This is a genomic window from Patulibacter sp. SYSU D01012, assembly GCF_017916475.1.
Classification (GTDB): Bacteria; Actinomycetota; Thermoleophilia; order Solirubrobacterales; family Solirubrobacteraceae; genus Patulibacter.
Genome location: NZ_JAFMTB010000002.1, coordinates 800,658 through 821,423, shown reverse-complemented (window position 1 = coordinate 821,423; position 20,766 = coordinate 800,658). Strand labels below are relative to the sequence as shown.

At 75.0% G+C, this 20,766-nt stretch carries 18 protein-coding genes; 17 read left to right on the top strand and 1 reads right to left on the bottom strand.

All coding sequences use genetic code 11. The annotated features are described in order from the left end of the window. Positions 1-146 precede the first annotated feature (146 nt). Together J3P29_RS13355 and J3P29_RS13350 are read left to right on the top strand one after the other, a co-directional pair. The gene (locus J3P29_RS13355; RefSeq protein WP_210493972.1) at positions 147-2,534 is read left to right on the top strand and encodes a glycosyltransferase; all 2,388 of its coding nucleotides are present in this window, start codon (positions 147-149) and stop codon (positions 2,532-2,534) included. Continuing rightward, entirely contained in the window at positions 2,524-3,339 is an 816-nt protein-coding gene (locus tag J3P29_RS13350) for a DUF2334 domain-containing protein (RefSeq protein ID WP_210493971.1), read from the top strand. Before J3P29_RS13355 ends, J3P29_RS13350 begins: the two co-directional genes overlap by 11 nt. On the opposite strand, the gene J3P29_RS13345 is transcribed toward J3P29_RS13350, so the two are convergent. Continuing rightward, a complete protein-coding gene (locus J3P29_RS13345) occupies positions 3,326-3,961 on the bottom strand; it encodes a DUF47 family protein (protein WP_210493970.1) in 636 nt (211 codons plus the stop codon). The two genes, J3P29_RS13350 and J3P29_RS13345, sit on opposite strands and share 14 nt — an antisense overlap. Positions 3,962-4,090: 129 nt before the next feature. Between J3P29_RS13345 and J3P29_RS13340 the strand changes: the two genes are divergently transcribed. The 15 genes from J3P29_RS13340 (at position 4,091) to gpmI (ending at position 20,757) form a co-directional block, all read left to right on the top strand. Next, entirely contained in the window at positions 4,091-4,450 is a 360-nt protein-coding gene (locus J3P29_RS13340; protein WP_210493969.1) for a winged helix-turn-helix domain-containing protein, read from the top strand. 81 nt (positions 4,451-4,531) lie between these two features. Further along, positions 4,532-5,722, top strand: a complete 1,191-nt coding sequence (gene pstS / locus J3P29_RS13335) for a phosphate ABC transporter substrate-binding protein PstS (protein ID WP_210493968.1) — start codon at positions 4,532-4,534, stop codon at positions 5,720-5,722. 103 nt (positions 5,723-5,825) lie between these two features. Then, the gene (pstC, locus tag J3P29_RS13330) at positions 5,826-7,808 is read left to right on the top strand and encodes a phosphate ABC transporter permease subunit PstC (RefSeq protein WP_210493967.1); all 1,983 of its coding nucleotides are present in this window, start codon (positions 5,826-5,828) and stop codon (positions 7,806-7,808) included. Then, positions 7,805-8,728 carry a phosphate ABC transporter ATP-binding protein PstB gene (pstB, locus tag J3P29_RS13325; protein WP_349239840.1) on the top strand — a complete coding sequence of 308 codons (924 nt, stop codon included), beginning with the start codon at positions 7,805-7,807 and terminating at the stop codon, positions 8,726-8,728. Before pstC ends, pstB begins: the two co-directional genes overlap by 4 nt. 48 nt (positions 8,729-8,776) lie before the next feature. Further along, a complete protein-coding gene (phoU, locus tag J3P29_RS13320) occupies positions 8,777-9,556 on the top strand; it encodes a phosphate signaling complex protein PhoU (RefSeq protein ID WP_349239839.1) in 780 nt (259 codons plus the stop codon). A gap of 152 nt (positions 9,557-9,708) precedes the next feature. Then, positions 9,709-10,593 carry a response regulator transcription factor gene (locus J3P29_RS13315; protein ID WP_246851918.1) on the top strand — a complete coding sequence of 295 codons (885 nt, stop codon included), beginning with the start codon at positions 9,709-9,711 and terminating at the stop codon, positions 10,591-10,593. A 51-nt stretch (positions 10,594-10,644) separates the two neighbouring features. Next, the gene (locus tag J3P29_RS13310) at positions 10,645-10,998 is read left to right on the top strand and encodes a hypothetical protein (protein ID WP_210493965.1); all 354 of its coding nucleotides are present in this window, start codon (positions 10,645-10,647) and stop codon (positions 10,996-10,998) included. Positions 10,999-11,140: 142 nt separating this feature from the next. Further along, on the top strand, positions 11,141-11,491 hold the full coding sequence (locus J3P29_RS13305; protein ID WP_210493964.1) for a TadE/TadG family type IV pilus assembly protein: 351 nt from the start codon (positions 11,141-11,143) through the stop codon (positions 11,489-11,491). Next, on the top strand, positions 11,488-11,829 hold the full coding sequence (locus tag J3P29_RS13300) for a hypothetical protein (RefSeq protein ID WP_210493963.1): 342 nt from the start codon (positions 11,488-11,490) through the stop codon (positions 11,827-11,829). The genes J3P29_RS13305 and J3P29_RS13300 overlap by 4 nt, the downstream gene beginning before the upstream one ends. Position 11,830: 1 nt before the next feature. Continuing rightward, on the top strand, positions 11,831-13,945 hold the full coding sequence (locus tag J3P29_RS13295; protein WP_210493962.1) for a transglycosylase SLT domain-containing protein: 2,115 nt from the start codon (positions 11,831-11,833) through the stop codon (positions 13,943-13,945). 61 nt (positions 13,946-14,006) lie between these two features. After that, complete coding sequence (gene uvrC, locus J3P29_RS13290; RefSeq protein WP_210493960.1) at positions 14,007-15,926, top strand: excinuclease ABC subunit UvrC; 1,920 nt, start codon at positions 14,007-14,009, stop codon at positions 15,924-15,926. Between the two features lie 150 nt (positions 15,927-16,076). Further along, complete coding sequence (gene gap, locus J3P29_RS13285) at positions 16,077-17,075, top strand: type I glyceraldehyde-3-phosphate dehydrogenase (RefSeq protein WP_210493959.1); 999 nt, start codon at positions 16,077-16,079, stop codon at positions 17,073-17,075. 42 nt (positions 17,076-17,117) lie between these two features. Next, complete coding sequence (locus J3P29_RS13280; RefSeq protein WP_210493958.1) at positions 17,118-18,344, top strand: phosphoglycerate kinase; 1,227 nt, start codon at positions 17,118-17,120, stop codon at positions 18,342-18,344. 44 nt (positions 18,345-18,388) lie between these two features. Further along, positions 18,389-19,147, top strand: a complete 759-nt coding sequence (tpiA, locus tag J3P29_RS13275) for a triose-phosphate isomerase (protein ID WP_210493957.1) — start codon at positions 18,389-18,391, stop codon at positions 19,145-19,147. Continuing rightward, positions 19,144-20,757: a 2,3-bisphosphoglycerate-independent phosphoglycerate mutase gene (gpmI, locus tag J3P29_RS13270; protein ID WP_210493956.1), complete on the top strand. Its 1,614-nt coding sequence runs from the start codon at positions 19,144-19,146 to the stop codon at positions 20,755-20,757. Before tpiA ends, gpmI begins: the two co-directional genes overlap by 4 nt. The last annotated feature ends 9 nt before the right edge of the window (positions 20,758-20,766 follow it).

The following is a 20,766-nucleotide window of genomic DNA, read 5'->3' as shown; positions in this document are numbered from 1 at the left end:
CGCCCCATGCTCCGCGCCGCGCCGGGCCGCCGCGTGAACATCCCGCAAACGGGCGCCTTCGGCGGCGCGGGCCTTCACACCATCGTCACCTCTCGGACACGAAGCCGTCACCTGCCGCGGCGCCCGTGAGCGGACGCTTGCGGCGTATGAGCACCACCGACGGCCGCTCCATCGACCTGCCGCCCGCGCTCTCGCGGTGCGACCTCCACGTCCACACCACGGCGTCCGAGTTCTCGAAGCTCGGCGTCCAGCGCTCGGTGGGCATGCCCGAGTGCGCGACGCCGCCGGAGGAGGCGTACGCCCTGGCCAAGCGCCGCGGCATGGACTTCGTGGCGATCACCGACCACGACACGATCGCCGGCGCGCTGCAGATCGCCGACCGCCCCGACGTGATCGTCGGCGAGGAGCTGACCGCGTGGTTCCGCGGCGAGCCGCACGCCGTCCATGTGCTCTGCCTGGGCATCACGCCCGACGACCACGAGTGGCTGCAGGCCCACGCGCACGACGTCGTGCGCTGCGCCGGCTACCTGCACGAGCACGGGATCGCCACGGCGCTCGCGCACCCGTTCTACGACGTCGAGGCGCCGCTGACGGCCCGCCACCGCCGGATCCTCGCCGAGCTGTTCCCGGTGTGGGAGACCCGCAACGGCTCCCGTGCCCGCGAGCTGAACGCCCCGGCCGCGATCGCCGCCGAGGCGCGTGGCCTGACCGGGATCGCCGGCTCGGACGACCACGCCGGCGTCGACATCGGCCGCACCTACACCGAGACGCCGCTGGCGTACACGCCGGCCGAGTTCCTGGCCCACGTCCGCGCCGGCCGCGCCGTCGCGAAGGGCACGCAGGGCAGCGCCGCGAAGTGGGCGCACGCCGCGATGGGGATCGCGATCCGCGCCCTGGGCGTCGACCCGCGCGGCGAGGCCGAGCCCGCCGCCCGCCCACGCCCCGACGCGGTGGCCACGATCGTCGCCAGCGTCATGCAGCAGGGCGACGTGCGCCGCGGCGCCGAGGACGACGAGATCGGCCCCGACGACGCCCGCGCGCTGCTGCGGGCCTGGCGCGACAGCGTCGGCCTGGAGTCCCTGACCGCCCGCCAGCTGCTCGAGATGCTGCAGGGGGACGGGTTCGACCACCGCGACCTGCTGCGCCGCTCGCGGGCCGCGCACGAGCGGCGCCTGGCCGGCGCGACGCAGGCCCTGCTCGACGCCGCCGCCCGCGCCGGCGCGGGGGAGGAGCCCGACCCGTCCGCGCTCGGCGAGGCCCTGTTCGACGCGCTGCTGCCGATCCTGCCGTACGTGCCCGCCGCCGCCTTCCTGGGCCGCGAGCGGCGCAAGCTGAAGACCCGCGTGGACGGCGAGCTGCCGCGCGTGGCGCTCGTGGCCGACGGCATCGGCGGGATGCACGGCGTCACGCACGCGCTGAACACGATCCGCGAGCGCGGCGTGCCCGGCTACGAGGTCGAGGTGCTCGGCACCGACCCGAACGTCGACCGCAGGATCCCCGCGGCGGCCGAGGTCGAGATCCCCTTCTACGCCGGCCTGCAGGTCGGCGTGCCGAGCGTCCCCGCCCTGGTCGAGCAGCTCGCCGAGGGCCGCTACGACCTGGTCCACGTCTGCGCGCCCGGCCCGGCCGGGATCGTCGCCCTGGCGGTCGCGAAGCTGCTCGACCTGCCGGTGCTGGCGAGCTACCACACCGAGCTGGCGACCTACACGGGCCTGCGCGCCGCCGACGAGCGGCTGGAGACGTACGCCGAGCTGGCGCTCGGGCTGTTCTACGGCCAGGCCGACGTCGCGCTGACGCCCAGCCCGCAGTCCGACGAGGCGCTCCGGGCCCTCGGGGTGCCGGCGGACCGCATCGGCCGCTGGGACCGCGGCGTCGACGTCGCCCGCTTCCGTCCGGCCCGTCGTCGCCGCGGCGACGACGGGCGCGTCGCCGTGCTCTACGCCGGTCGGCTGACCGCCGAGAAGGGCGTCGGGCTGCTGGCGGACGCCTTCCTCGCGGCGCGCGAGCGCGACCCGCGGCTGCACCTGGTGCTCGCCGGTGGCGGCCCCGAGGAGCACGTCCTGCGCGAGCGGCTGGGCACGCACGCCACGTTCCTGGGCTGGCTGTCGGGCGACGCGCTCGCCGACGCCTACGCGGACGCGGACGTCTTCCTCTTCGCCAGCCGGACGGACACGTTCGGCCAGGTGCTGCTCGAGGCGCAGGCGTCCGGGCTGCCGGTCGTCGCGGTCGCCGAGGGCGGCCCGCTGTCGCTCGTCCGGGACGGCGTGTCGGGCCTGCTGCGCCCCGCGGACGCCGGTGCGCTGGCCGACGCCGTCGTCGCCCTGGCGGCCGACCCGGCGCTGCGCCGCCGCCTGGCCGACGGCGGGCTCGCGGCGGTCCGGGCGCGCACGTGGGACGCCGCGCTCGGCCGCCTGGCCGCGGGGTACGACCGCACCGTCGCGGCCGGCACGCTCCTGGCGGCCCGCCGCGACGCCGAGGCCGAGGCCGCCCGCGACGCGGTGCGCCCCGACGCGAAGGAGCGGCGTGTCGCCTGAGCCCCACGTCCGACTGGCGGACGCCGGCGCCCGCCGCACCGGGCCGGCGGGGCCCGCGATCGCGGTGACGATCCACGCCGTCGCGCCGGCGACGTGGCGGCGAACCGCGCTGCTCCGCGACTGGCTGGCGGACCACGGCGTCACGCGGGCGACCCTGCTCGTCGTCCCCGCGCCCGACCTGCACCCGTTCGACCGCCGCAGCCCGGACCTGCTGCGCTGGCTCGAGGAGCGCGTCGACGCCGGGGACGAGGTCGCCCAGCACGGCCTGCACCACGGCGGCCTGCGCCCGGTCGGCGCCCGCCGCGGGCTGCCGCTGCCGCGCCGGCGCGCCGAGGCGGAGTTCGTCGGCCTGGGGGCGAGCGAGGCCGCCCGGGCGCTCGACGCCGGCCGGCGCATCCTGGCCGACGCCGGGTTCGTCCCGCGCGGGTTCGTCGCCCCCGGGTTCGCCTACACCCCCGCGCTGCACGCCGCGCTGCGCGAGCGCTTCGCCTGGTGGGGCGGCGCCGAGGCGGTGCACGACGCCGTCGCCGGGCCCGTCGTGCGCGCCCCGGCGCTGCGGCTGTCCGCCGCCGGCGGGCGCGTCGCGGCCCCCTGGACGCTGCGTGCCGCGCAGCTCGCCCCGCGGGGGCCGGCCGTCCGGCTGGACCTGCACCCGCGCGACCTCGACGCGCCCCGGGTGGTCGCGGCGGCCGAGCGCGTGCTGCGGCGGGCGCGCCACCGGGTCGCGGTCACGGGGTCCGAGCTCGTCGCCGGGAGCGGCCTGCGGGCGCGCGCCGCCGGGCCGGCGGCGGCTACCGCCGCTTGAGGGCGATGCCCTCCAGGTGGTGCGCGACGGTCTCGCAGGCGTCGATCGCGTTCTCGAGCGCCCCGTAGATGTCCTTCCACCGGATGACGAAGAGCGGGTCGACGCCGACGGCGAAGAGCGACGCGATCGCGTCGCGGCTGATCCGGTCGCCGTCGTTCTCCAGCCGGTGGATCTCGACGAGGAACGGAGCCAGGTCGTCGCCGGCGCACAGGGCGTCGAGCGCCAGGGCCACCTGCTCCGCGCAGCCGACGAGCAGCTCGGCGAGCTGCGCCGCCTGGTCCGTGGGCGCCTCGACCCGGTACACGGTGAACAGGTCGCCGGCGGCCTCGGCGTCGTCGACCACGTCGTCCAGGGCGGTCGCCAGGCGGAAGCCGTCCTCGACGTCGAACGGCCGTTGCAGCCTCGCGTCCTGCGTGCCGCGCAGCCGGTGGATCAGGTCGTGGGCGATGCGGTCGCCCTCGCCCTCGACCGCGACGAGCTCGCCGAGCAGCGAGGCGTTGTCGGGGTACTCGCGGACCAGGTCACGTAGGAGCACGGCCGCACGGCGGATGGTGCGGCCGAACTCGCCGAGGAGGTCGTGGAGGACGTGGTCGGCGCCGGCGGCGCGGAAGAACTCCGGCATCTCGCGGCCACGCTAGCGCCGCGACCCGGCCCCGACGAGGCTTTCCGCGCGACTTCACGCCCCGTTCACAGGTGGTTCACCGTCCGGTAACCGGGCCGTGCCGCCCGCGCAACAGACTCCGCGGTCGAGATGAGCTCCACGACCCAGGCCCCAGGCGCTCCCTCCTCCGCCGAGGAGGCGATCCGGATCGCGCAGGTCGAGATCCGGCCCGCGGAGGGCCTGGCGCTCGTCGCCGGGCGCGTCGTGCGGCTGTCCGTCCGCGAGTTCGAGCTGCTGGCCGCCCTCGCGGCCCGCGCCGGCCACGTGGTGGCGCGCGACGAGCTGTTCTCGAACGTCTGGGGCCGCGCGCTGCGGCGGGGCGACCGCTCGATCGACGTCTACGTGCACAAGCTGCGCCAGAAACTCGAGGCGGCCTCGCCCGGGTGGAGCTTCATCCACACCCACGTCGGCTTCGGCTACCGGTTCGCGCCGGAGCCCGTGGCCGGCTGAGGGGTCCCCCGCGCCCCTCGAACCCTCCGTGAACGCGTTTTTCACATCGAGTTCACACCGACGCCACACGCAGGTAACAGGATGGGAGCCACCCGCTGCCAGCCTTCCCTGCGCCACTTCCTGAGCAACCAAGGAGTCCACGTGCGCTCTCGTACGTTCGCCGCGATCGGCGCCTCTGCCGCCATCGCTCTCGGCCTCGCCGCCTGCGGGTCCGACGACAACACCGACAGCACCACGCAGTCCGCTGCGGGTACCGAGACGACGGCCTCCGTCAAGTTCTCCGGCGCCATCAACGCCGGCGGCTCGACGTTCGCCAAGCCCGTCTACGACACCTGGGGCTCCAAGCTCAAGGCGCAGGGCCTGACGTTCAACTTCGCCGGCACCGGCTCCGGCGCGGGCGTCGCCGGCGTCACCGACGGCACGCTCGACTTCGGCGGCTCCGACTCCGCCATGGACGACGAGGAGCTGGCCGCCGCGAAGAAGGGCAAGGCCGGCGAGGTCGTGCACGTCCCGACGTTCTTCGGCGCGGTCGTCGCGGCCTACAACGTCAAGGGCATCGACACGGGCCTGAAGCTGGACGGCGAGACGCTCGCCGACATCTTCCTGGGCGACGTGACGACGTGGAACGACAAGAAGATCGCGGACCAGAACCCGGGCGTCCAGCTGCCGGACGCGAAGATCTCGGTCGTCCACCGCTCCGACGAGTCGGGCACGACGAAGGCGTTCCTGTCCTACCTCGGCGCGTACTCCAAGAAGTGGGAGGACGGCCCGGGCGTCGACAAGTCCGTCAAGTGGCCGACGGGCGCCGGCGCCAAGGGCAACGACGGCGTCGCCGCCGCGGTCAAGCAGACCGAGAACTCGATCGGCTACGTCGAGCAGGCCTACGCGCTGCAGAACGACTTCACCTACGCGAGCCTGAAGAACAAGGACGGCAACTACGTCGAGCCGACGCTCGAGTCGGTCTCGGCCGCCGGCGACTCGGCCGAGGTGCCGGAGGACCTGCGCTTCTCCATCGCCAACGCGCCGGGCGCGCAGACGTACCCCGACGCCTCCGCCACGTTCGTGATCGTGCCGAAGGACCTGTGCAAGGCCGGCAAGAGCGAGACGGTCGCCAAGGACGTCAAGGGCTTCCTGACCTACGGCCTGACCACGGGTCAGGAGGAGGCCAAGCAGCTCGCCTACGCCCCGCTGCCCGCCTCGGTGCTCGACAAGGCGAAGGCCGCCGTCGACTCGCTGCAGTGCAACGGCGCCCCGATCTCGGAGACGCGCTAGCCGCATCCCGCCGCTGACGCTCCCGTCGTGCCCCGCCGCCTCGCGGCGGGGCACGGGCGCGTCGGCCCCACCCTGACCACGCCGCCGTCGAGCCGCCGCCGCCATGGAATCCAGCACCGTCCCCGCCCCGTCCACCGACGCCGCCGACCGGCTCCGCGCCGCGCTCGCCCGCACGAAGACGGGCAGCTGGCTCGACCCGTGGGTCAAGGGCGGCCTGACCGCCCTGGCGGGGCTGATCTTCGTCCTGCTGGCGTACTTCCTGATCAAGCTCCTCGACGAGTCGCGCCCGGTCTTCGCGGCCTACGGCGTCTGGGACTACGTCTCGAAGGTCGACTGGCTGCCGTCGCAGAACACCTACGGCGCCGGCGCGCTCGTCGCCGGCACGCTGATCACCTCGGCCGTCGCGCTCGTCATCGGCGTCCCGGTCGCGGTCGCCACCGCGCTGTTCGTCACCGAGCTCGCGCCCGCCCGCTTCCGCGGCTGGATCTCGGGCACCATCGAGCTGCTCGCCGCGGTGCCGTCCGTCGTCTACGGCCTGTGGGGCTTCCTCTTCCTCGCCCCGCGCCTGAAGGGCGCGGAGCAGTGGTTCGCCGACACCTTCTCGTTCATCCCGTTCGTCGGGGGCGACGTGTCGGCCGCCAACTACTTCATCACCGGCCTGGTGCTGGCTATCATGATCATCCCGATCGTCTCCTCGATCTCGCGCGAGGTCATGGCGACCGTCCCGCAGGACCACAAGGAGGCCGCGCTGGCGCTCGGCGCCACGCGCTGGGAGATGATCCGCACGGCCGTGCTGCCGTACTCGCGCGCCGGCATCGTCGGCGGGTCCATGCTCGGCCTGGGCCGCGCGCTCGGCGAGACGATCGCCGTCGCGATCCTCATCGGCGGCGCCACCGCCGGCGTCGGCGACTCGCTGTTCTCGGCGGGCTCGACCCTGGCGTCCGTCATCGCCCTCGAGTTCCAGGAGGCGACCTCGGACCCCGAGCACCGCGCCGCGCTCATCGGCGCCGGCCTGCTGCTGTTCGCCGTCACGCTCGTCATCAACGCGATCGCCCGCGCCTACATCACGCGCTCCGAGAGCCGCCTGGAGCGCGCGCAGCGCGCCGCGCTCCGCGCCGCCGAGGCGGGGCCGCAGGGGATCAAGGCGCGCCGCCGGATCCTGCCGCGCGTCGAGCTGGCGACGTCGCTGGCGGCCCGCAAGCGCGTCGACCGCATCGCCCGCGGCACCGTCGGCGCCCTGACGGTCCTCGCGATGCTGCCGCTCGCCCTCCTGCTCGCCTTCCTGGTGATCCGGGGCGGCGGCGCCCTCTCGTGGGACTTCTTCACGACGGACCCGACCGGCGCGGCCGGAACGGTCTCGAACGTCAACCGCTTCCTGGGGGGCGACGCCGCCACCGCCGCGAGCACCGACATCGGCGGCATCCGCTCCGCGATCGTCGGCAGCCTCGAGGTCGTCGGCATCGCCGCCGCGGTCGTCGTGCCGATCGGCATCGCCGTCGCCGTCTACCTCGTCGAGTACGGCGAGGGCAAGCGCTTCGCGTCCTTCGTCCGCTACCTCGTGGACGTGATGACCGGCGTGCCGTCCGTCGTCTTCGGCCTGTTCGTCTACATCTCGCTCGTCGTCAGCCAGGTCGGCGGCGGCCCGTTCGCCGGCTGGAAGGCGTCCGTCGCCCTCGGCCTGCTGATGCTGCCGATCGTCATCAACTCGTCGCTGCCGGTGCTGCGCCTGGTGCCCGCGTCGCTGCGCGAGGCCGCCCTGGCGCTCGGCGTGCCGCGGTGGAAGGTCATCCTCAAGATCGTCCTGCCCACCGCGCTGCCGGGGCTGATCACCGGCGCGCTGCTCGCCGTCGCCCGCGCGGCCGGCGAGACCGCCCCCATCATCTTCACCGCCGGCGTGGCCACCGCGCTGGCCGGCGACCCGAACGGGCCGCTCAACACGCTGCCGGCGCAGATCTACGCCGACGTCACCGCGTCGTCCTCGCAGCAGCACGACCGGGCCTGGGGCGCCGCCCTGACGCTCGTCGTGCTGATCCTCCTGCTGAGCCTCGTCGCCCGCCTCGCCCAGCGCAGGAGCCGCATCTCGTGAGCACCGATCCCTCCGCCCCGCACGCCGCCGACCCGAGCACCGCCGATCCCATGAACGCCACGAACCGCACGTACGAGCCCACCGACGCGCCGAGCGCGGTGTCGCCGACCGAGCCGGCCGGCGGCCCGTCCCGTCAGGACCGCGGGGCGGCGCCGAAGACGCCCCAGGGCCACAGCGTCCAGCTGCGCCAGGTCAAGTCGTTCTACGGCGACAACATGGCGGTCAAGGGCGTCGACCTGGACTTCCGGCCCAACCAGGTCACGGCGATGATCGGTCCGTCCGGCTGCGGCAAGTCGACGCTCCTGCGCTCGATCAACCGCATGCACGAGGAGATCCCGGGCGCGCGCGTGGAGGGCGAGATCCTGCTCGACGGCGTGGACATCAACGCGCCGGGCACCGACGTCGTGGCCGTCCGCCGCATGGTCGGCATGGTCTTCCAGCGCCCCAACCCGTTCCCGACGATGTCGATCCGCGAGAACGTCGCGGCGGGCCTGCGCTTCAACCGCGTCAAGGACGTCGACCACGACGAGCGCGTGGAGTGGGCGCTCCGCGGCGCGGGCCTGTGGGACGAGGTCAAGGACCGCCTGAACGCCCCGGGCGTCGGCCTGTCCGGCGGCCAGCAGCAGCGCCTGTGCATCGCCCGGACGATCGCGATCAAGCCCGACGTCATCCTGATGGACGAGCCCTGCTCGGCCCTGGACCCGATCGCCACCCTGAAGGTCGAGGAGCTGATCCAGGAGCTCAAGGAGGAGTTCACGATCGTCCTCGTCACCCACAACATGCAGCAGGCCGCGCGCGTCGGCGACCGCACGGCGTTCATGTACCTGGGCGACCTCGTCGAGGTCGACGAGACGAGCAAGATCTTCCAGAACCCGGCCGACTCCCGCACGGAGGAGTACGTGTCGGGCAAGTTCTCCTAGGCCGGGCCCGGGCGTTCGCCGGTGCACGAGGACGGGTAGGGTGCGCCGGTGACCACCAGGACGCAGTACCGCGAGGAGCTCCAGGCGCTCGAGCGCACGTGCCTCGGCGCGCTGGATCTCGTGGTCCGGCAGGTCGAGCGCGTGACCGAGGCGCTCGAGCAGCAGGACGTCGAGCTGGGGACGTTCGTCATCGCCGACGACGACCGCATCGACGGCCGCTACCTCGAGGTCAACCAGGGCGTGCTGTCGCTCTTCGCGCTGCAGGCGCCGGTGGCCGGCGACCTGCGCCTGGTGGCGTCGCTGCTGCACGTGGCGAAGCACTTCGAGCGCATGGGCGACCAGTGCGTGAACATCGCCAAGCTGATCCCGCTGACGGGCAACGACCCGCCGCGGCGGCAGGAGGTGCTCGGGCCGATCCTGCGGATGGGCGTGCTGGCGCGCGACGAGGTCGTGCAGGCGCGGCAGGCGCTGGGGCTGCGCGACGTCGACCTGGCGCTCGACATCGTCCGCCGCGACCAGGAGCTCAACGAGCTCAACCGCGAGGTCTTCCGCCTGGCGATCGACCTGGGCGACGACATCGACACCCGCGAGTGGCTGATGACGATGACCATGGTCGCGCGGGCGTTCGAGCGGATCGGCGACAACGCGGTCGACGTGGGGGAGCAGGTGGCCTTCGTCGTGGAGGGGCTGTTCCCCGAGTTCGGCAGCCGGGTCGAGCGCCTGGCGCGCGCCCAGCGGGGCGACGGGACGGCGGCGCAGGGGCCGATCGGCGACCCGCCGGGAGAGGGCGAGCCGCCCGCCGACGCGGGTCCCGGCGACCCCGCCTGACGCGCCGCGGCGACGCGGCGACCGCCGAGACGCTCCGTCCCGGAACGCGGTCGACGCCGTCTACCCCGGCCGGGGCGCCGACTTGTGAACAGGTTGTGTTTCCGGCCAGGAGCCGTCGTCGCGCCGCCGACGGGGGGCTAGACTCCGACGCGATGCAGGAGCTCACCTCCTCGCCCGGGCCAGCGGCCCCGGCGGCCTCCGCTTCGGGTCAGTCGGTCCCGCGCGCCCTCCGCGTCGCGGTCATCGACAACGACAGCGGCTTCCTCCACGTCCTCGGCAAGCGCTTCGAGCGCGCCGGCTGGCAGCAGCGGATCCTCGCGAGCCCCGTGCCGGTCGAGGACCTCGTCGCGATGCGCCTGTCCGCGCTGGTCCTCGACGTCGCGGTCCTCGGCTCGCAGGCGTGGGAGTACCTCGAGAAGGTCGCCGTCCGCATGCCGGGCCTGGGGATCATCGTCTGCACCGGCCAGAGCAGCGTCGCCCAGCGCGTCCGCGGCCTGCGCCTCGGCGCCGACGACTGGGTGTCCAAGCCGTGCCACCCCGACGAGCTGATGGCCCGCATCGAGGCCGTCGCTCGCCGGCGCCGCCGCGTCGAGCCGCAGGAGCAGTCGGGTCCGCGCGTCACGGGCGAGCTCGAGATCCGCGCCGACCAGTTCCAGGTCTTCGTGTCGGGCCGGTCCGCCGAGCTGACGAAGCGCGAGTTCGAGCTGATCGACCTGCTCGCCGCCGCCGAGGGCCGCGTCCTCGAGCGCGAGGAGATCTACCAGCGGGTCTGGGGCTACGCGATGGCCCGCGGCGACCGCTCCGTCGACGTCTTCGTGCGCAAGCTGCGTCAGAAGCTCGACAAGGCCTCGCCGGGCTGGCGCTACATCCACACGCACTTCGGCGTGGGCTACCGCTTCGCGCCCGAGCCCGCGGCCGACGTCGTCGCCGAGCCCGAGCGTCCCGCCGGCCGCGTCCGCACCCGCGAGGAGCTCGCGGCCGAGGACGCCGTCGCCGCGCAGGTGGACGCGGCGCTCGCGCCGCACCTCGCCGGCTGAGCCGCCGTCCCGATCCGCGTCCGGCCTCGCCGGGCGCGGTAGCCTGACCCCGTGAGCACCGGCCTGCGCACCGCCCTCATCGTCGTCGCGATCGCGGCGCTCGTGTGGGCCGTGCCGTCGGGCGGGGGCACCGCGGACGCGATCGGCGCGGCGCTCAGCGCGATCTTCCTGGCGGTCTTCGTGCTGCTCGGCGTGCGGCTGTACCGCGAGGGCCGCGGCCGCATCGAGCTGCTGGGCGACGCCCACCGCCTGCTGCTGTACGCGGCGATCGGCGTCTTCGTCGTCGCGATGGCGGCCCGCCCGCAGCTCGTCGGCACCGGGCCCGGCACCCTGCTGTGGCTGCTGCTCGTCGCCATGCCGATCGCGATGCTCGTCGCGGTCTGGCAGCGCTGGCGCGACGTCTGAGCGCGGGCGGGGCGCGGGGTCCCGCGGGGGCGTCTCCGGCCCGACGCGGGCGACGGCGCCGGTGAGGTCCGGCACGCGGCCGGCACGATGTCGGCACGCTCGGGGGCTCGTTCCGTGACGCGCCCGGCGGCAGGCTCCGGGCATGCCCCTCGCCGCCGCCCCACCGCCCCCGGCCGGCACCGCCGGCCAGGCGTCCGTCGAGCTCGTGGCGCTCCTGCCGCTGCTCGCGCTGCTGCTGCTCGGCCTCGTCCAGGCGGGGCTGTTCGGCCATGCGGCGTGGTCGGCGAGCACGGCGGCGCGGGCGGCCGCCCGCGCCGCCGCCGTCGGCGCCGACCCCGCCCGCGCGGTGCGCGCCGCGGCGCCCGTGGGCGGCCGGCGCGCGCGGATCGAGCGCGACGGCGACACCGTGCGCGTGCGGCTGCCCGTCCCGGCGGTCCTGCCGGTGCGGATGGGGACCGTGGAGGGCGCGGCGCACCTGGAGGCGCAGCGATGAGGCGCGGCGCGGGCGAGGCCGGCCAGGCGTCCGTCGAGACCGTCGCGATCGCGCCGCTCGTCGGGCTGCTGCTCGTGGCGCTCGCGGTGGCGCTGGCGGCCCACCGGGCGGGCGAGGCGGCCGGCCAGGCGGCCCACGCCGCGGGGCTCGCGGCGATGCAGGGCCGCGATCCCCGCGAGGCGGCCCGCGAGGCGGTGCCGGGGCTGGACGCCGACCGCCTGACGGTGCGGGTCGACGGCGCGCGGATCGCCGTGCGCGTGCGCGCGGCGGGCCCGCGCGCGCTCGTCGCGCCCTTCGACGCCGAGCGGACCGTCGTCGCGCGGCGGGCGGAGAACTGACATGGGGCTGCGCGACCTGCTCCTGCGGCCGGAGCGCTGGACCGACGCGGAGGAGAGGACGGCCTCTCCGGGGGCCGGCGGCGATGCCGGGGCCGGCGGCGGCGTGGATGCCGGCCAGGGACCCGTCGGTGCGGCCGCGCCGGACGCGGAGCGCGGCGACCCGCCGGGCGACGGCGAGCGAACCTCCGGCCGGGGCGCCGGGACGCGCACGCGCCGCCGGCCGGACGGGCCGCGCCGCCGCTCCCGCTCCCGGGGCGGGCGCGTCCCGCGGGATGCACCGGACGTCGCCGTCGTCCTGGCGCCGGCCGACCGGGCGCTGCTCGCGGGCGCCGCGGTGGCGGCCGGCCTGCCGGGGCGGGCGCCCGTGCTCGCCGTCTGGTCCCCCGGCGTGGCGGCCGAGGCGGCGCCGGACGCGACCGCGACCGCGACCGCCCGGCGCGGGCGCGACGCCGCGGCGAGCTGCGGGCTCGTGGCGTCCGCCGTCGGGCGGACGGTCCGGGCGCTGCTGCCCGACGACGACGCGCAGGCCGTGGCCGCGGTGGAGCGGCTCGAGGCGCTGCCGGGCCGGGGGCCGCTCGTCGTCGTGGTCGCCGGACCGTGGGGCCCCGCGTTCCTGCGCCTGCTCGAGCGGGTCGGGCACGTCCACGCCGACGGGTCCCCGTCGCTGCTCGCCGCGTCGGCGCGCACCCTCGCCCGCCACGGCGTGACGGTCGCGCCCGTCCCGGCGGCCACGGGGCCGGTCGCCCGGGCCCTGCTGCGCGGCGGCTGGGGCGGGCGCGCGGCCGTCGCGCGGGGCGCGCGGCCGACGCCCGTCGTCGAGCCCGCCGCGCCGGCGGGCGAGGCGGGGCAGGCGCTGCTCCTCGTCCTGCTGGGCCTGACGGTGGCGATCGTGGTGGTCGCGGCGCTCGGCGCGGTGGCGGCCGCCATGGGCGGGCGACAGGAGCGCCAGCGCGCGGTCGACGTCGCGGCGCTGGCGGCGGCCGACCGGATGCGCGCCGACTGGCCCGATCGCGCCGGCGCGCCCGCGCGTCTCGGCCTGGACGCCTACCGGGCCCGTGCGGCGGCCGCCGCGCGCCGCGCCGCGCGCGACAACGGCCTGGAAGCCGTCACCGTCGACTTCCCCGATCCCGAGGCCGACGCCGGGGGCCCGCTGAGCGTCCGCGTGCGGGCGGCCGGCGCGGCCCGGGTGGCGGGCGTCGCGCTCGACACGGCCGTGGCGGCGACCGCCGAGCTGTCGCCGCCCGCCGCACCGGCCGACGAGGCGGTCGCCACCGGCGACGAGTACGACGGGCCGCTCGCGCGCCGGCAGGGCAAGCCGATGCGTCCCGACGTCGCCCTGGCGTTCGACCGGATGAACCGCGCGGCGACCCGGGCCGGCCACCCGCTGGTGGTCACGAGCGGCTACCGCTCCAACGCGGAGCAGGCGCGGCTGTTCGCGGCGCACCCGGACCCGAAGTGGGTCGCGCGGCCCGGGACGAGCCTGCACCGGATGGGCACCGAGCTCGACCTCGGACCGGCGTCCGCGTACGGCTGGCTGGCGGCGAACGCCCCGCGGTTCGGGTTCAAGAAGCGCTACTCGTGGGAGCCGTGGCACTTCGGCTACGTGCGCGACACGGGGTCGGCGCACGTGGCCGAGCAGGGCCGCAACCCCGCCGCGCCGGCGCAGTCGGGGGCGCTCCCGCCGTGGGTGCCCGAGCGGTTCCGGGCGCCGATCCGGGCGGCGGCGATCCGGCACAAGGTGTCGGCGGCGCTGCTGGCGGCGCAGCTGCGGCAGGAGTCGGGGTTCGACCCGAACGCGCGCTCGCCGGTCGGGGCGCAGGGGATCGCGCAGTTCATGCCCGGCACGGCGCGCAGCGTCGGGCTGCGGGATCCGTTCGATCCAGAGCAGGCGATCGACGCGCAGGCCAAGCTCATGGGCGGCCTGCTGCGCCGGCTGGGGTCGGTGCCGCTGGCGCTCGCGGCGTACAACGCGGGGGAGGGCGCCGTGGCGCGCTACCGGGGCATCCCGCCGTTCGCGGAGACCCGCCAGTACGTCGCGCGGATCATCGCGCTGATGAAGGGCTACGACCCGACCGGGGGCCTGGCTGACGCCCTGGCGATCCGGCTGATCGCGTGACCGGCGCGCCCGCATCCCGGTGGCGGCGGGCCGGGGCGGCGCGCGACGTATCCTCGAAGGGATGGCGTCGCGTTCCTCCTCCCCGGGCCGCGTCGAACGGCTGGCCGCGCAACGCAAGGCCCTGCCGGACGGTCCCGGCGTCTACCTCTTCCGCGACCGCGACGGCACGGTCGTCTACGTCGGCAAGGCCCGCTCGATCCGCAAGCGGGTGGCGAACCACTTCTCCAACCCGGTCACGCGCGGGGCGGTCGAGCTCGTGGACGTGATCGACCACATCGAGTTCGTCCTCGTGGCCAGCGAGACGGAGGCGCTGCTCGTCGAGAACGGGTTCATCAAGCAGTACCAGCCGCAGTTCAACATCCGGCTGCGCGACGACAAGTCGTACCCGTACATCTGCGTCACGCTCTCCGAGGACTACCCGCGCGTCTACTCCACGCGCGAGCGGCACCGCCAGGGGTACCGGTACTTCGGGCCGTACTCGAACGCCAAGCGCGTGCGCGCGACGCTCGACCTGCTCGGCCGCCTGTTCCAGTTCCGCACGTGCCAGGGCGCCGAGCCCGGCCGGCGCTCCGGCTCGCCCTGCCTCGACTACCACATCGAGCGGTGCACGGCCCCCTGCGTCGGCTACGTCTCGCGCGCGGAGTACCGCGACGCGATCGGGGGCGTCATGGCGTTCCTCGACGGCCGCTACCGCGAGATCGAGACGACGATCGAGGACCGCATGAAGGACGCGGCCGCGGAGCAGGACTACGAGCGCGCGGCCCGCGAGCGCGACCGCCTGCAGGCCGTCCGCTCGCTGCTCGAGCGCCAGCGCGTGATGGGGCCGTCGATCGGCACGCTCGACGCGATCGCCGTCACGGTCGACGGCGACGACGCCAACGCGCAGGTCTTCCAGGTGCGCGACGGCTCGCTCGTCGACCGCCAGTCCTTCTACCTGACCGGCGTGGCGGGGGAGGCCGTCGGGCGGGGCGAGGAGCCCGACGCCGTCGTGGCCGAGGTCGTCGACCAGTTCGCCATGAGCTACTACGCCGGCGCGGTCATCCCGCCGACCGTGCTCGTGCCCGACGCCGTCTCGCAGCACGACGCGCTGGCCACCGCGCTGTCCGAGATCCGCGGCCGCAAGGTCGAGGTCGTCACCCCGCAGCGCGGCGACCGCCGCCGCATCCTCGACATGGCGATGCGCAACGCCGAGCTCGCGCTGGGGCAGGAGCGGCTGAAGGCCGAGCGCAGCCGCGAGCAGCGGGTCGAGGCGCTGAACGACCTGCAGTCCGCCCTGGGTCTGGAGCGCCTGCCGGTGCGGGTCGAGTGCTACGACATCTCGCACCTCATGGGCAACGAGACCGTCGCGTCCATGGTCGTCCTCGAGGGCGGCGTGCCGGCCAAGCAGCACTACCGCCGCTTCGTCATCCGCGATCTCGAAGAGGGCACGCCGGACGACTTCCGCTCGATGAACGAGGTCCTCCGCCGCCGGATGGCGCAGTGGACCCGCCAGCAGGAGAAGGGGATCGACGAGCCCAACAAGGACGAGTCGTTCGCCGCGCTGCCCGACCTGATCGTCATCGACGGCGGCAAGGGGCAGCTGTCCGCGGGCGTCGGGGCGCTCGAGGGGTTCGTCGAGCGCGGCGTCGCCGTCATCTCGCTCGCGAAGCGGATCGAGGAGGTCTTCCTGCCCGGCCGCAGCGCGCCCGTGATCCTGGGGCACGAGACGCCCGGCCTGCAGATGCTGCAGCGCGCCCGCGACGAGGCGCACCGCTTCGCGATCACCCACCACCGCGGTCGCCGCGACAAGAAGCTGACGGGATCCGTGCTCGACGACCTGCCGGGCGTCGGGCCGGCGCGACGCAAGGCGCTGCTGACGCACTTCGGCTCGCCCGACGCGGTCCTGGCCGCGAGCCGCGACCAGCTCGAGGCGACGCCCGGGCTGCCCGGCAAGCTCGCCCGCGAGATCTACGCCCACCTGCACCGGAGCGTGGGGTCGTGAACGCGCCCGACGACCGGCCGCCCGCGGGATGGCTCCGGTAGCCTGCGGCCCATCGCCCGTCCCGTCGCGCCGCCGCCCGGCGACGCGTCCCCGGGGCGGGTGGTGCGCCAACTGCATCTCGCACCCTCGACCCGATCAAAGGACGGCTCCATGACCGTACGCGTGGGCATCAACGGCTTCGGCCGCATCGGCCGCAACGTCTTCCGCGCCGCCAAGGCGGCCGGCGCCGACATCGAGTTCGTGGCGGTGAACGACCTCACCGACCCGAAGACGCTCGCCCACCTGCTCAAGTACGACTCCATCCTGGGGCCGTTCCCCGGGACCGTCGAGGCGACGGACGCCGGCCTGCTGGTCGACGGCAAGGAGATCAAGGTCTTCGCCGAGCGCGAGCCGGGCAACATCGACTGGAACGCCGTCGGCGCCGAGGTCGTCATCGAGTCCACCGGCTTCTTCACGGACGCCGAGCAGGCGAAGGCGCACCTGAAGGGCGACGTCAAGAAGGTCATCATCTCGGCGCCCGCGAAGAACGAGGACATCACCCTCGTCCTGGGCGTCAACGACGACCAGTACGACAAGGACGCGCACCACGTCATCTCGAACGCGTCCTGCACGACGAACTGCCTGGCGCCGTTCGCGAAGGTCGTCAACGACACGGTCGGCATCAAGCACGGCCTGATGACGACGATCCACGCGTACACGGGCGACCAGCGCCTGCTCGACGCGCCGCACAAGGACCTGCGCCGCGCCCGCTCCGCCGCGACGAACCTCGTCCCGACGTCGACCGGCGCCGCGAAGGCCGTCTCGCTCGTGCTGCCCGAGCTCAAGGGCAAGCTCAACGGCTTCGCGATCCGCTACCCCGCGCCCACGGGCTCCGTCGTCGACCTGACGTTCGAGGCCGAGCGCGAGACGACCGCCGAGGAGCTGAACGCCGCCCTGAAGGCCGCGGCCGACGGCCCGATGAACGGCATCCTCGAGTACACCGAGGACCCGATCGTCTCGACGGACATCGTCACGAACCCGCACTCGTCGATCGTCGACGGCCTGCTGACGTCGGTCATCGACGGCACGCTCGTGAAGGTCGTCTCCTGGTACGACAACGAGTGGGGCTACTCCAACCGCGTCGTCGACCTCGTCGGCCGCGTCCTCTAGCCCCGCCCGCACCGCACGACCCCGAAGGAGACCCGCACGACCATGACCGCTCCCGCCGCCGCCCCCCTCCGGACCCTGGACGGGCTCGACGTCGCCGGGAAGCGCGTCTTCGTGCGGGTCGACTTCAACGTCCCGCTCGCCAAGGAGCCGCCGGCCGACTCGAACGCGCCGGCCGAGCTGATCACGGACGACACGCGCATCCGCGCCGCCGTCCCGACGCTGCAGCGGCTCCTCGACGAGGGGGCGTCGCTCGTCCTCGCCGCCCACCTGGGCCGGCCGAAGGGCGTCGACCCCAAGCTCTCCCTGGCGCCCGTCGCCGCCCGCCTCGCCCAGCTGCTGGAGCGCGAGGTCGTCCTCTCGCCCGAGGTCGTCGGCGAGGAGTCGACGCGCCGCGCGCAGGCACTGCAGCCCGGCGGCGTCCTCATGCTCGAGAACGTCCGCTTCGAGGACGGCGAGACGAAGAACGACGCCGACCTGGCGCAGGCCTACGCCGCGCTGAGCGACGGCGTGTACGTCAACGACGCGTTCGGCGCCGCGCACCGCGCCCACGCCTCGACCGAGGGCGTCGCCCACCACGTGGACCAGCGCGCCGCCGGCCTGCTGCTGCAGCGCGAGGTCGAGACGCTCGAGGGCATCCTGGCCGACCCGGGCCGTCCGCTCGTCGCCATCGTGGGCGGCGCGAAGGTGACGGACAAGATCGGCGTCATCGACGCGTTCCTCGAGCGCGCCGACACGATCCTCATCGGCGGCGCGATGGCGTTCCCGTTCTTCAAGGCGCAGGGCCACGACGTCGGCTCGTCGCTGTGCGAGGACGAGGGCGTCGAGCCCGCCGCCCGCGCGCTCCGCGACGCCGAGCTGAAGGGCTGCCGCCTGCTGCTGCCGGTCGACCTGCGCGTCGGCCGCGAGTTCTCGGCCGACACGGAGCACCGCGACGTCGACGGCGTGGACACGCCCGACGGCTGGATGGGCCTGGACGTCGGCCCGCGCACCGCCGCGGCCTACCGCGAGGAGATCCTCGCCGCCGGCTCCGTCTTCTGGAACGGCCCGATGGGCGCGTTCGAGCTGGCGCCGTTCGCCGCCGGCACCCGCGCGGTGGCCGAGGCCGTCGCCGAGACGACCGCCACGACCGTGGTCGGCGGCGGCGACAGCGCCGCCGCGCTCCAGCAGTTCGGCCTGGGCGACCAGGTCACCCACCTCTCCACGGGCGGCGGCGCGTCGCTCGAGCTCATCGAGGGCAAGACGCTTCCGGGCGTCGAGGCCCTCCGCTGATCCACCGCCCCCTCCCGCACACCCCACGACCTCCGAGGTCCCCGATGTCCCGCACGCCGTTCGTAGCCGGCAACTGGAAGATGCACAAGACGATCGCGGAGGCCGAGGAGTTCGTGAGCGGCATCCTGCCGCTGGTGGGCGACGTCGACGACGTGCAGGTCGGCGTCTGCGTGCCCTTCACGGCGCTGCAGGCCGTCGTCGACTCGACGCGCGGCTCGTCCGTGCAGGTCTACGCGCAGAACGTCCACCAGGCGACGAACGGCGCGTTCACGGGCGAGATCTCGATCCCGATGCTCGACGAGCTCGACGTCCACGGCGTCGTCGTCGGCCACTCGGAGCGCCGCCAGTACTTCGGCGAGACGGACGCCGCGCTGCGCGAGAAGGTCCCGGCGCTGCTCGCCGCGGGCCTGGAGCCCATCCTCTGCGTCGGCGAGACCGAGGCGGAGCGCGAGGGCGAGCAGACCGAGGATGTGCTGCGTCGCCAGACGACCGAGGGCCTGGCCGACGTCGCCGACGCCGACCTGGCGCGGGTGACGATCGCCTACGAGCCCGTCTGGGCCATCGGCACCGGCAAGGTCGCCACGCCGCAGCAGGCGCAGGACGCCTGCGCGTTCATCCGCGCGCTCGTCGCCGACCGCTCGGCCGCGGCCGCCGACGCGATCCGCATCCAGTACGGCGGCTCGGTGAAGCCCGAGAACGCCGCCGAGCTGCTGGGCCTGCCCGACGTCGACGGCGCGCTCGTCGGCGGCGCCGCGCTCGACCCGAAGTCGCTCGCCGCGATCGTCCAGGCGGCGCGCGCATGAGCGCCGCGGGGGAGACGCCGGTCGGCGTGACGCGGCCCGACGCCGCGCCGTCGGTCGCGCTCGTGATCCTCGACGGCTTCGGCCTGGCGGATCCCGGGCCCGGCAACGCCGTCTCCCTCGCGGAGACGCCGACGTTCGACGGGCTCTGGCAGCGCTACCCGCACGCGCAGCTCATCGCGTGCGGCCCCGCCGTCGGGCTGCCCGAGGGGCAGATGGGCAACAGCGAGGTCGGCCACCTCAACCTCGGCGCCGGCACCGTCGTCAAGCAGGACCTGGCCCGCATCGACGACGCCGTCGCCGACGGGTCGATCCGCGAGGTGCCCGAGCTGCAGCGCGCCTTCACCGGCGGGGGCGGCGCGCCCGAGCGCGGCCGCCGCGTGCACCTGATCGGCCTGGTCTCCGACGGCGGCGTCCACTCCGGCTGGACGCACCTGGAGTCGCTCATCCGGACCGGCGTCGAGCTGGGCGTCGACGACCTCGTCGTGCACGCCTTCACGGACGGACGCGACACGCTGCCGACCGCGGGCGCCGGCTACCTGGAGACCGTCGAGGGCTGGTGCGCCGACGCGTCCGCCCAGGGCCCGGGCCACGCCCGCGTCGGCTCGGTGATCGGCCGCTACTTCGCGATGGACCGCGACCAGCGCTGGGAGCGGATCCAGCAGGCGTACGACCTGCTCGTGCACGGGAAGGCCGCGCACCACGCCGGGACCGGCGCCGACGCCGTGCGCGCCGCGTACGACCGCGACGAGACCGACGAGTTCGTCACGGCCACGACCGTCGGGGACGAGGCGACGATCCGCCCCGGCGACGCCGTGATCGTCACGAACTTCCGGCCCGACCGCGTCCGGGAGATCACCCGCGCGCTCGCCCAGCCGGGCTTCGCGGACGTCGACCGCGGCACCCCGGACGGCGCGCCGCCGGTGCGCCCCGAGGACTACGTGTGCATGACGCAGTACAAGGCCGACTGGCCGTACCCCGTCGCGTTCCCGCCGCGCAACCCCGAGATCACCCTGGCCGACGTGATCGAGTCCACGGGCGGCGCGCAGATCCACGTGGCGGAGACCGAGAAGTACCCGCACGTCACGTACTTCTTCAACGGCGGCATCGAGGCGGAGCACCGCGCCGAGTTCCGCGACGTCGTCCCGAGCCCGCGCGACGTGCCGACGTACGACCACAAGCCCGAGATGTCGGCCCGCGAGGCCGCCGCCGCGTTCGTGCGGCTGTGGCAGGAGCACGACCCGCGCTTCGGGATCATCAACTTCGCCAACCCGGACATGGTGGGCCACACGGGCTCCATCCCGGCGGCCGTGAAGGCGATCGAGACCGTCGACGCGTGCCTGGCCGACGTCGTGCGCGTCGTGACGGAGAGCGGGGGCGTGCTGCTCGTCACCGCCGACCACGGCAACGCGGACCACATGCTCGAGCCCGACGGGTCGCCGAACACCGCGCACTCGCTCAACCCGGTGCCGTTCGTGGTCACCCGCGAGGGCCTGACCCTGCGGGACGAGGGCGTGCTGGCCGACGTGGCGCCGACCGTCCTGGACCTGCTCGGCGTGGAGCAGCCCGCGGCGATGACCGGGCGCTCGATGATCGCGGGCGACGCGGCCTAGGACGGGCCG

Excerpts from the sequence above, each read along its gene's own strand:
- gap (WP_210493959.1), top strand. The coding sequence starts at position 16,077 with ATGACCGTACGCGTGGGCATCAACGGCTTCGGCCGCATCGGCCGCAAC.
- J3P29_RS13300 (WP_210493963.1), top strand. The coding sequence starts at position 11,488 with ATGAGGCGCGGCGCGGGCGAGGCCGGCCAGGCGTCCGTCGAGACCGTC.
- J3P29_RS13345 (WP_210493970.1), bottom strand. The coding sequence starts at position 3,961 with ATGCCGGAGTTCTTCCGCGCCGCCGGCGCCGACCACGTCCTCCACGAC.
- J3P29_RS13355 (WP_210493972.1), top strand. The coding sequence starts at position 147 with ATGAGCACCACCGACGGCCGCTCCATCGACCTGCCGCCCGCGCTCTCG.
- J3P29_RS13305 (WP_210493964.1), top strand. The coding sequence starts at position 11,141 with ATGCCCCTCGCCGCCGCCCCACCGCCCCCGGCCGGCACCGCCGGCCAG.
- tpiA (WP_210493957.1), top strand. The coding sequence starts at position 18,389 with ATGTCCCGCACGCCGTTCGTAGCCGGCAACTGGAAGATGCACAAGACG.
- uvrC (WP_210493960.1), top strand. The coding sequence starts at position 14,007 with ATGGCGTCGCGTTCCTCCTCCCCGGGCCGCGTCGAACGGCTGGCCGCG.
- J3P29_RS13315 (WP_246851918.1), top strand. The coding sequence starts at position 9,709 with ATGCAGGAGCTCACCTCCTCGCCCGGGCCAGCGGCCCCGGCGGCCTCC.
- J3P29_RS13295 (WP_210493962.1), top strand. The coding sequence starts at position 11,831 with ATGGGGCTGCGCGACCTGCTCCTGCGGCCGGAGCGCTGGACCGACGCG.
- J3P29_RS13280 (WP_210493958.1), top strand. The coding sequence starts at position 17,118 with ATGACCGCTCCCGCCGCCGCCCCCCTCCGGACCCTGGACGGGCTCGAC.
- gpmI (WP_210493956.1), top strand. The coding sequence starts at position 19,144 with ATGAGCGCCGCGGGGGAGACGCCGGTCGGCGTGACGCGGCCCGACGCC.
- J3P29_RS13340 (WP_210493969.1), top strand. The coding sequence starts at position 4,091 with ATGAGCTCCACGACCCAGGCCCCAGGCGCTCCCTCCTCCGCCGAGGAG.
- pstS (WP_210493968.1), top strand. The coding sequence starts at position 4,532 with ATGGGAGCCACCCGCTGCCAGCCTTCCCTGCGCCACTTCCTGAGCAAC.
- pstC (WP_210493967.1), top strand. The coding sequence starts at position 5,826 with ATGGAATCCAGCACCGTCCCCGCCCCGTCCACCGACGCCGCCGACCGG.